The sequence below is a fragment of the Haemophilus haemolyticus M19501 genome (genome assembly GCF_000222025.1).
Taxonomy (GTDB): Bacteria; Pseudomonadota; Gammaproteobacteria; order Enterobacterales; family Pasteurellaceae; genus Haemophilus; species Haemophilus haemolyticus_G.
The window spans coordinates 166,891-176,685 of record NZ_AFQO01000015.1 but is presented as its reverse complement, the minus strand read 5'-3'; the positions used below and the strand labels follow the sequence as shown (position 1 = coordinate 176,685).

9 protein-coding genes and 4 tRNA genes are annotated in these 9,795 nt (G+C 38.3%); 9 read left to right on the top strand and 4 right to left on the bottom strand.

Features of this window, described 5'->3' with window-relative positions:
• Positions 1-31 precede the first annotated feature (31 nt).
• Both purA and lysC read right to left on the bottom strand, forming a co-directional pair.
• The gene (gene purA, locus GG9_RS01290) at positions 32-1,330 is read right to left on the bottom strand and encodes an adenylosuccinate synthase (RefSeq protein ID WP_005632497.1); all 1,299 of its coding nucleotides are present in this window, start codon (positions 1,328-1,330) and stop codon (positions 32-34) included.
• A 129-nt stretch (positions 1,331-1,459) separates the two neighbouring features.
• Positions 1,460-2,812, bottom strand: coding sequence for a lysine-sensitive aspartokinase 3 (lysC, locus tag GG9_RS01295; RefSeq protein WP_005632496.1), 1,353 nt, complete (start codon positions 2,810-2,812; stop codon positions 1,460-1,462).
• 364 nt (positions 2,813-3,176) lie between these two features.
• On the opposite strand from lysC, the gene GG9_RS0108940 reads away from it, so the two are divergent.
• The 5 genes from GG9_RS0108940 to GG9_RS01300 all read left to right on the top strand — a co-directional run bounded on the left by GG9_RS0108940 (position 3,177) and on the right by GG9_RS01300 (position 4,216).
• A tRNA-Met gene (locus GG9_RS0108940) sits at positions 3,177-3,253 on the top strand.
• A 5-nt stretch (positions 3,254-3,258) separates the two neighbouring features.
• A tRNA-Leu gene (locus GG9_RS0108935) sits at positions 3,259-3,343 on the top strand.
• A gap of 28 nt (positions 3,344-3,371) precedes the next feature.
• Positions 3,372-3,446: transfer RNA gene (locus GG9_RS0108930), tRNA-Gln, on the top strand.
• A gap of 46 nt (positions 3,447-3,492) precedes the next feature.
• Positions 3,493-3,567, top strand: a tRNA-Gln gene (locus GG9_RS0108925).
• Between the two features lie 151 nt (positions 3,568-3,718).
• On the top strand, positions 3,719-4,216 hold the full coding sequence (locus tag GG9_RS01300; RefSeq protein WP_005632494.1) for a DUF2726 domain-containing protein: 498 nt from the start codon (positions 3,719-3,721) through the stop codon (positions 4,214-4,216).
• 169 nt (positions 4,217-4,385) lie between these two features.
• On the opposite strand, the gene rplY is transcribed toward GG9_RS01300, so the two are convergent.
• Positions 4,386-4,673, bottom strand: coding sequence for a 50S ribosomal protein L25 (rplY, locus tag GG9_RS01305; RefSeq protein ID WP_005632491.1), 288 nt, complete (start codon positions 4,671-4,673; stop codon positions 4,386-4,388).
• Between the two features lie 225 nt (positions 4,674-4,898).
• Between rplY and GG9_RS01310 the strand changes: the two genes are divergently transcribed.
• Entirely contained in the window at positions 4,899-5,495 is a 597-nt protein-coding gene (locus tag GG9_RS01310; protein WP_005632488.1) for a DedA family protein, read from the top strand.
• A gap of 70 nt (positions 5,496-5,565) precedes the next feature.
• Here the strand turns inward: GG9_RS01310 and ribE are convergent, their stop codons facing one another.
• Positions 5,566-6,180, bottom strand: a complete 615-nt coding sequence (gene ribE, locus GG9_RS01315) for a riboflavin synthase (protein ID WP_005632486.1) — start codon at positions 6,178-6,180, stop codon at positions 5,566-5,568.
• A gap of 42 nt (positions 6,181-6,222) precedes the next feature.
• Between ribE and hmrM the strand changes: the two genes are divergently transcribed.
• The 3 genes from hmrM (at position 6,223) to tyrS (ending at position 9,727) form a co-directional block, all read left to right on the top strand.
• Complete coding sequence (hmrM, locus tag GG9_RS01320; RefSeq protein WP_005632485.1) at positions 6,223-7,617, top strand: sodium-coupled multidrug efflux MATE transporter HmrM; 1,395 nt, start codon at positions 6,223-6,225, stop codon at positions 7,615-7,617.
• Positions 7,618-7,625: 8 nt separating this feature from the next.
• Positions 7,626-8,342, top strand: coding sequence for a DNA/RNA nuclease SfsA (gene sfsA / locus GG9_RS01325; RefSeq protein WP_005632483.1), 717 nt, complete (start codon positions 7,626-7,628; stop codon positions 8,340-8,342).
• 197 nt (positions 8,343-8,539) lie between these two features.
• Positions 8,540-9,727 carry a tyrosine--tRNA ligase gene (tyrS, locus tag GG9_RS01330; RefSeq protein ID WP_005632482.1) on the top strand — a complete coding sequence of 396 codons (1,188 nt, stop codon included), beginning with the start codon at positions 8,540-8,542 and terminating at the stop codon, positions 9,725-9,727.
• Positions 9,728-9,795: the final 68 nt, after the last annotated feature.

Sequence of the window (9,795 nt, the reverse complement as noted above, 5' to 3'; positions counted from 1 at the left end):
CTTTTAAAGTGCGGTCTGAAAATCAAAAAAATTAAGCTGCGAACGGATCACGTAAAATCATGGTTTCTACACGATCAGGACCTGTTGAAAGAATATCAATTGGTACGCCAGTTACTTCTTCAATACGTTTAATATAGTTAATGCAGTTTTGTGGTAATTTATTTACATCTGTAATACGGAAGGTATTTTCTTTCCAACCCGGTAATGTTTCATAAATTGGTTCTACGCCTTCCCAATCTTTCGCTGCTAATGGCGCATATTCAACGATTTCACCATTTGGCATTTTGTATGCAACACAGATTTTAACTTCATCAAAACCATCCAATACGTCCAGTTTGGTCATGCAGAAGCCAGAAATAGAGTTAAGTTGGATTGCACGACGAATGGCTACAGCATCGAACCAACCACAACGACGTGGACGACCTGTTACAGCACCAAATTCGTTACCTTTACGAGCAATTTCAGCACCCACATCATCAAATAATTCAGTTGTGAATGGGCCTCCACCTACACGAGTACAGTAAGCTTTGATGATACCAAGTACATAATCAAGATTGCGCGGGCCAAAACCAGAACCAGTTGCAACACCACCAGCCGTTGTGTTTGAGCTGGTTACATACGGATAAGTACCGTGGTCGATATCCAACATTGTCCCTTGTGCGCCTTCAAATAAAATATGTTCGCCATTTTTGCGTGCTGTATCAAGAATTGTAGTGATGTCTGCCACCATACCTGTGATTACATCGGCAATTGCTATTACATCATCTAAGGTTTTTTGATAATCGACAGGTTCAACTTTGTAGTAGTTCACCAATTGGAAATTATAGTATTCAAGGATATTTTTGAGTTTTTCGGCAAAAGCTTCTTTATCAAATAAATCGCCTACGCGTAAACCACGACGAGCCACTTTATCTTCATAAGCAGGGCCAATACCACGACCAGTTGTGCCGATAGCTTTTTTGCCGAGTGCTGCTTCACGGGCGTGATCCATCGCCACATGATAAGGCAAGATTAAAGGGCACGCTTCAGAAATTAACAAACGTTCACGAACTTTAATACCACGGCTTTCAAGTTCGCCCATTTCTTTCATTAATGCTTCAGGTGAAACCACAACGCCATTACCAATTAAGCAAGTTACGTTTGGATGTAACATACCAGATGGAATTAAACGTAATACGGTTTTCTCTCCATTGATGATAAGTGTGTGACCTGCGTTGTGACCGCCTTGGTAACGAACTACGTATTTTACGCGATCCGTTAGAAGATCGACGATTTTCCCTTTACCTTCATCGCCCCATTGAGCGCCTAAGATAACAACACTTTTTCCCATAATTTCCGCCTTTTATTCGGTTAAATTAGTCAAATGAACAGCCGTTTACTTTACTCTTTTTTAGCTTTAATCTCAATGATATAAAAGAAAAAGTGCGGTGATTTTTCACCGCACTTTAGGCTTTTTACTCTATTCAAATAAAGATTTGTGTAATGAACGAACGACTTCGTCAGCATGTTCACTTTGCACGAGCATACAAATATTGTTGGTACTCGCGCCATAACTAATCATGCGCACGTTATAAGATTGAAGCGTATCAAAAATACGTTTTGCTACACCGGAAGCAATATGTAAGTCGTTGCCGATTAATGCAACTAATGACAATCCAGTATCGACTTTTACTGCACAATATTGACGAAGCTCATCTAATAATTCGGTTGAAAGTAATTCCGCTCCTGAAGATGCTGAGCCAGTTTTATCTAATGTTAATGCAACGCTCACTTCTGATGTGGTGATAGTATCCACTGAAATTTTGTGTTTAGCCAAAATGTTAAATACATTCGCTAAGAAACCTTGCGCATGCAGCATACTTAAGCTTGAAAGAGTGAGTAAAGTTTGATCTCGGCGTAATGCAATTGCACGGAAAGTTGGACGAGGTTGAGGATCGCGAGTGACCCAAGTTCCGCCTGCTTCTGGTGCTTTACTTGACCCCACATAAACGGGGATATTGCTGCGTACAGCAGGGAGTAATGTGGCTGGGTGTAGCACTTTTGCGCCAAAGGTTGCCATTTCAGCTGCTTCAGCAAAGCTCATTGTGTCGATGCGTTGTGCAGCAGGAACAATGCGTGGATCGGTTGTGTAAATACCCGCAACATCAGTCCAAATTAAAACATCTTTTGCATTTAATACTTCGGCTAACAAAGCAGCAGAGTAGTCGCTACCGCCACGGCCTAATGTAGTTGTTTTACCGCTTGGCTCACGTCCGATAAAACCTTGGGTGATGACTAATTCACCGTGGTCAATTAATGGTTTTAAAATGCTATCGCTGTTTGATTGAGTTTGTTCATCATTTGGTGCGGCTTTACCAAAATGGTTATTGGTTGCAACAATTGTACGTACATCAACCCAAGTACCCGATGCGTTTTGTTCACGTAAAATCTCAATAAAGATTTGAGTTGACATCATTTCACCGTGGCTGATGAGTTCATCGGTTAATGCTGGTGAAGTCGCAAGACTAGCCGCTTCAGAAAGTGCGGTAATATTTTCAAGATATTTTTCAATAATCGGACGAACATGGCTGTCGTCTTTTAATTCATTTAAAATATTCTCTTGAATTTGACGGATTTCACCAATTAATTTTTCACGTTCTGTCGCTTCTACACCATTTGCTAACGCAACTAATAAATTCGTCACACCAGCTGATGCAGAAAGCACGACTACGCGTGTATTTGGATCAGCGATGACAATTTTTGCACAAGCCGTCATAGCTGCATGATTGGCTACAGATGTTCCGCCAAATTTGGCGACTGAGAGATGGGACATAAGATACTCCATTGATGTTGTGTGTTTTTTTATATAATTAGCTATACAAATAACGAGTTAGCTTTTTATTGTCAAATAGATTTTTGTTTAAAATTTATAGAGTGTTTGTTTTTTAAACACAACTATATTTAGACATGATCTTTGTCATAAATCTGATTATGACAAGAGAGAAAAATTAAAGCGTAAAACGAATAATCTCGTTGGGAATTCAGACTATAAATGCGTAAAAAATAATTGATGTGTTTTATTAATAATCAAATGAAAGGGAAAATCCAAATATTTTAAAAAAAGTATTTGACGAGTATCGCCAAAATCAGCATAATACGCCCCGCAAAGCCGATATGGTTAGGCAAATTAAGGTAATGGCTACATAGCTCAGTTGGTTAGAGCACAACACTCATAATGTTGGGGTCGCAAGTTCGAATCTCGCTGTAGCCACCAAATTTGCGGGACTGGCGAAATTGGTAGACGCACCAGATTTAGGTTCTGGCGCCGAGAGGTGTGTGGGTTCAAGTCCCTCGTCCCGCACCATTTATCGCTTTGTAAGTCAAATAGTAGTTGGGGTATCGCCAAGCGGTAAGGCACCGGGTTTTGATCTCGGCATCCCTAGGTTCGAATCCTAGTACCCCAGCCATACTATCAAATAAATCTTCTTTATATCTAATTAAAGATTTCTCTGTTGGGGTATCGCCAAGCGGTAAGGCACCGGGTTTTGATCTCGGCATCCCTAGGTTCGAATCCTAGTACCCCAGCCATATTTTTTAAATTCTCATAGTTCTAATAAAAGCTAGTTTTTGCCTTATTTAAGGTTGTTTTTACGATCCAGATCTCAAACACGTTTATTTGTAATATGAAGTAATATTCTATTAATGCTATCTTGTTTTCCTGTTCATTTAGGAGAGCAATATGGAATTTTCTTTACAATACATCATTATTTTCATTTTTGTTATTTTATTTCTAATTGGCTTATTTTCATCTAAATCGAGATCAACTCGTCGTAATGCAAAGAAGAGTCGTTTTTATCTTTCGACAGAAAACAAAATTAATATTGTGAATAAAAATGATCATCTTGATGTCGTCATATTGAGTAAGTATAAAAGAAAAGCCTTGATGAATAAGAGTGAATATCAACTTTTTCTTCGTTTAGAAAAGTTGTTATCTAAAGGTTATCAAGAGTTCCGTTTATTTACTCAGGTTTCAATGGGAGAGTTTTTAGAATCAATAGATAAAGAGGCCCATTTTGCGATAAATAGTAAACGAGTAGATTTTTTGATTGTAGATAAGAACGGCTATGCCGTAATAGTAATTGAATATCAAGGGCAGGGACATTATCAGGATAATGCGGCGAAGCGTGATGCAGTGAAACGGGAGGCTTGTCGAAAGGCTGGGGTGATTTTTTTATAATTTCAGGCAAACTATGGAAAAGCAGAATTAGAATTTGTTGTTGAAAATTTAAAACGTTATTTGATAAAAAATTAAAGTTTAGGTATTTATTGAGAAATAATTAAAATACTCAGAACAAAAAAGCTAAGACTGATATCTTAGCTTTTTTTACTTTGTTCAAACTTGTGAATTACGCGCGTTTGAAGTCAATGTGAACCAATTTTGGTTTGAATGGGTGACGTTGCATTGCTTGTACTTTAACTGCAACTTCTTTACCACCGATCACTAAAGTGATTACTTCAGAATAGAAAGATTCATGTGCTTGCGCGTTGTTTAATTCATCATGGTTTAAGATGATTGAAACTGGCTCTTCGCTGCCACCGTAAACGATTGCAGGAATTTGACCACTATGACGCAGGCGGCGGCTCGCACCCTTACCTTGCGCTGTACGAACTTCAGCGTTAAATTTAAATGCCATTTTAATGTTCTCTTTAAATTAATGTTAAAAGAAAGAAAATTGCAGGCGACCCAGCAATTTTCCAAATATTGGTCTCAAAGACAAGCACTGAGCCACGCTTTGAGACGGTGAATTATAGAATATCCCTCTTTTCAAAGCAAACTTTTTCTAGGTTTTTTACCCTGAAAAGATTAGAATGCTTAGCAGTTTTTTACGATATTCATTAAAAAATAAAGTAGGAAGATTATGGAATTTCTAATTGGATTTTTTACTGATTACGGCTATTGGGCTGTTCTTTTTGTTTTAATTATTTGCGGATTTGGTGTGCCGATTCCTGAGGACATTACGTTAGTTTCTGGCGGTGTCATTGCTGGGCTTTATCCAGAAAGCGTTAATTCACATTTGATGTTGCTAGTCAGTATGATTGGTGTACTTGCGGGCGATTCTAGCATGTATTGGCTTGGTCGTATTTATGGCACAAAAATTTTACGTTTCCGCCCAATGCGTAAAATCGTGACATTACAACGTTTAAGAATGGTGCGTGAAAAATTCAGCCAATATGGCAACCGAGTGTTATTTGTCGCACGTTTTTTACCTGGTTTGCGTGCTCCAATTTATATGGTCTCTGGCATTACTCGCCGTGTAAGTTACACACGTTTTGTCTTAATTGATTTCTGTGCTGCCATTATTTCTGTGCCAATTTGGGTATATTTAGGCGAACTGGGCGCAAAAAATTTAGACTGGTTACATGCTCAAATTCAAAAAGGCCAAATAGTGATTTATGTGCTTATCGCTTTACTTGCCCTATTTCTTTTCTGGAAATGGAAAAAATCGAAAAAATAAGCAAAGTAATCAAACAAAAGAGCGGTTAAAAAATTCTGTGTTTTTTTAACCGCTCTTTTATTTCAATAGACTATAAATTTCTCGCTTTTAAATAATTTTCCACCGTATTTACTATGGCTTGTGTTTGCGGATCGATTTCAATATTCACAATATCGCCCACTTTACGTTGCCCCATTAAGGTTCGTTGCAAAGTTTCAGGAATTAAATTCACGCAGAATTGCGTGCCTTTTACTTCACCAATAGTGAGGCTAATACCATCTACGGCAACAAATCCTTTCGTTAAAATATATTTCATTACATCTGCGCTTGGCAGTTCAAACCAAATTTGTCGGTTGTTTTCACTGGCAATAATGTCTGAAATGGTTGCGGTGCAATATACATGACCAGATAACAAATGCCCGCCGATTTCGGTTCCCATTTGCATGGCTCGTTCGATATTCACATGATCGCCTACTTTCAACAAGCCTAGATTCGTAATTCTTAAGGTTTCTTGCATGAGGTCAAAGCTAACGAGATCGCCGTTAATTTCAGTCACGGTTAAACATACACCATTATTTGCCACCGATGCGCCAATTTCTAAGTCTTTACGCATTTCAGGTGGTAATTTTACCACTTGTGTTCTAAAATTAGCCTTTTCTGTAATTGAATGAATAGGCGCTGTGCCTTGTACAATTCCGGTAAACATATTTTCTCCTTTTCTAAAAATTTTTCTTAGTATATCAAATTTATGAATTTTGGTCTTTTATCCCAATATCACGCTGATATTAAAAAATTAATTAAAATCTCTTTACCCATTTTGTTAGCGCAAATCGCCCAAAACTCAATGGGATTAGCGGATACCATTATGGCTGGCCGAGTGAGTTCTACTGATATGGCAGCGATTTCTGTCGGCGCATCTATTTGGATGCCATTGGTGCTTTTCGGTCAAGGTTTATTATTGGCGCTGCCACCGACTATTTCTTACCTAAACGGTTCTGGCCAACGCCATCGCATTGCCCATCAAGTTCGCCAAGGTATTTGGATTGTGTTAGGCGTGAGTATTCCTTTAGGTTTGCTGATTTATTTCTGTGAAATCCCGCTGCAATATATGCAAATGGAAAGCAAAATGTCAGATTTAGCACGCGATTATTTACACGCCATGTTGTGGGGATTACCTGCTTATTTAATGCTGATTAATTTTCGTTGTTTAAATGATGGGATTGCCAAAACCAAGCCTGCAATGGTCATTACCTTTTTAGGTTTACTGCTGAATATTCCGCTTAATTACATTTTTATTTATGGAAAATTTGGCATGCCTGCTTTTGGTGCAGTGGGCTGTGGTATTGCGACAGCGATTGTGAACTGGGCAATGTGCTTAATGATGATGTTCTATTCCTACACGAATACCCAAGAACGTTCGCTAAAAGTATTTAGCCAATTAATTGAAATGCCGAATCCCAAAACCCTTAAAAAACTACTGCGTTTAGGCTTGCCCATTGCTATTGCACTTTGTTGTGAAGTGGCGTTATTTGCCCTCACTTCGTTAATGCTTTCTCCGCTAGGCTCAGCTATTGTGGCGAGCCATCAAATTACATTGAATACCAGCTCTTTCATTTTTATGTTCCCCCTGTCAATTGGTATGGCAACAACGATTTTAGTCGGACAAGCATTGGGAGCTGGTTCACCACAAAATGCGAAAAAAATGGGCTATGCCGCATTATTATTAGGGCTAACGGTGACAATCATTACCGCATTAATTACGATTTTCTTCCGTTATGAAATTGCCTCTATTTTCGTAACCGATGAAATTGTCATCGTCATAGCGGCAAATTTATTATTATTTGCCGCACTTTATCAATTTTCAGATACCGTTCAAATGGTAGTTGGTGGCATTTTACGGGGCTATAAAGATACTAAAGTCATTTTATACATTACCCTTTTCTCTTATTGGGTAATTGGTGTGCCACTTGGTTATACGCTCGGTCGTACAGATTGGCTTGTGCCACACATTGATGCGAAAGGTTTCTGGATTGCCTTTGTGGTCTCACTCACTTTCGCCGCAATCTTGCTTTCTTTGAGAATGAAAAAAATGCAAGCTATGAGCGATAACGCTATTTTACAACGTTTAGAAAAACTTAAATAAGGAACTTTATGCAACTTCCAGCTTTACAATCGGCAAAATTAATTCGTCGTTACAAACGCTTTCTTGCGGATATTGAATTGCCAACAGGTGATGTGATGACAATTCATTGCGCCAATACAGGTGCGATGACTGGCTGCGGTGAAAAAGGCGATACCATTTGGTATTCACATTCCGATAGTCAAACTCGAAAATATCCCCATTCTTGGGAACTCACTCAACTCGCAAATGGACAACTTTGCTGTATCAATACCCATCGTTCTAATCAGCTTGTCTTTGAAGCATTGCAAAATAAGCAAATCAAAGAATTGGCAATGTATGATGAAATTTACCCTGAAGTGAAATACGGTGAGGAAAATAGCCGCATTGATTTCTTACTAAAAGGCGAGGGTTTGCCTGATTGTTATGTAGAAGTGAAATCAATCACTTTAGTGAAAGGAAATTTAGGTATGTTTCCCGATGCGGTTACTACGCGTGGACAAAAACACGTTCGAGAATTATTGGCAATGAAAAAACAAGGTCATCGAGCAGTAGTGCTGTTTGCTGGGTTACATAATGGTTTTGATCGCTTCAAAATCGCGGAATATATTGATCCTGAATATGATCGCTTATTAAAAGAAGCAATGGAACAAGGTGTTGAAGCCTATGCTTATGCGGGACAATTTGAAATTTCTAATGAAATTCCTACCGCACTTTCTTTGACAGAATCGGTGCCTTATATAAAATAATATTTTTTTGATAATTATTTTCATTTAGTTATTGACAAGGTTATTGATAACAATTATCATCTAATCATTCCAACAACAATATTAGATAATCACTCCAACATTCCCGCCTATTTCCCCACAAATAGGCGTTTTTTTTATTCACAAATTGCTAAGAATCCCTATAATAAAACCTTTAAAACATAATTTAGGAAATAATAATGACTGACATTAATACCGTTCTCGCGGAACTAAAGCGTGGTACTGATGAAATCCTTTCAGAAGCGGATTTAATCGAAAAACTGAAAGAAAATCGCCCATTAAAAGTAAAATTAGGCGCAGATCCAACCGCACCAGATATTCATTTAGGACATACTGTTGTATTAAACAAATTACGTCAATTTCAACAACTCGGTCATGAAGTCTATTTCTTAATTGGCGATTTTACTGGAATGGTGGGCGATCCATCGGGCAAAAATGCCACACGTCCTCCACTTAGCCGTGAAGATGTATTGCGTAATGCTGAAACCTATAAAGAGCAAATTTATAAAATTCTCGATCCACAAAAAACCAAAATCGTCTTCAACTCTGAATGGTTAAGCAAACTTGGTACGGAAGGTATGATTCGCCTTGCAAGCAACTACACGGTTGCGCGTATGCTTGAACGTGATGACTTCAAAAAACGCTTTGGTAATAACCAACCTATTGCCATCCATGAATTTATTTACCCATTACTACAAGGCTACGATTCCGTTGCATTAGATGCAGATGTGGAATTAGGTGGTACAGACCAAAAATTCAACTTACTTGTTGGTCGTGAACTACAAAAATCAGCAGGCAAAAAACCACAGGTTGCGATTACACTTCCATTGCTCGTTGGCTTAGATGGCGAGAAAAAAATGTCCAAATCACTTGGTAACTATATCGGCGTAACAGAAGCACCAAGCGATATGTTCGGTAAAGTGATGTCCATTTCCGATGAACTGATGTGGGATTGGTATAATCTTCTTTCATTCCGCCCATTAAGCGAAATTGCACAATTAAAATCGGAAGTAGAAAACGGAAAAAATCCACGTGATGTAAAAATCTTATTAGCAAAAGAATTAATTGCACGTTTCCACAACGAAGCAGCAGCAAATGCAGCAGAACAAGAATTTATTAATCGTTTCCAAAAAGGCGCAATGCCTGATGAAATGCCTGAATTTACGTTTTCTGGCGAAATAGGTTTAGCTACTTTATTAAAAGAAGCGGGACTTGTGCCTTCCACTTCAGAAGCAATTCGCTCTGCTCAACAAGGCGGCGTGAAAATCAACGGCGAAAAAGTCGATAACGTGAAAGACAATGCACCAAAAGGCACAAATGTTTACCAAGTGGGTAAACGAAAATTTGCGCGTGTAACGGTTGAATAAAGTAGATACAGTTAAATAAAGTAAATAAAAAAATACCGCACTTTGGCAATAAAAGTGCGGTATTTTTT

Bases quoted from the DNA above. Each gene is read 5' to 3' on its own strand.
- purA (WP_005632497.1), bottom strand. From the start codon at position 1,330: ATGGGAAAAAGTGTTGTTATCTTAGGCGCTCAATGGGGCGATGAAGGT.
- lysC (WP_005632496.1), bottom strand. From the start codon at position 2,812: ATGTCCCATCTCTCAGTCGCCAAATTTGGCGGAACATCTGTAGCCAAT.
- GG9_RS01300 (WP_005632494.1), top strand. From the start codon at position 3,719: ATGGAATTTTCTTTACAATACATCATTATTTTCATTTTTGTTATTTTA.
- rplY (WP_005632491.1), bottom strand. From the start codon at position 4,673: ATGGCATTTAAATTTAACGCTGAAGTTCGTACAGCGCAAGGTAAGGGT.
- GG9_RS01310 (WP_005632488.1), top strand. From the start codon at position 4,899: ATGGAATTTCTAATTGGATTTTTTACTGATTACGGCTATTGGGCTGTT.
- ribE (WP_005632486.1), bottom strand. From the start codon at position 6,180: ATGTTTACCGGAATTGTACAAGGCACAGCGCCTATTCATTCAATTACA.
- hmrM (WP_005632485.1), top strand. From the start codon at position 6,223: ATGAATTTTGGTCTTTTATCCCAATATCACGCTGATATTAAAAAATTA.
- sfsA (WP_005632483.1), top strand. From the start codon at position 7,626: ATGCAACTTCCAGCTTTACAATCGGCAAAATTAATTCGTCGTTACAAA.
- tyrS (WP_005632482.1), top strand. From the start codon at position 8,540: ATGACTGACATTAATACCGTTCTCGCGGAACTAAAGCGTGGTACTGAT.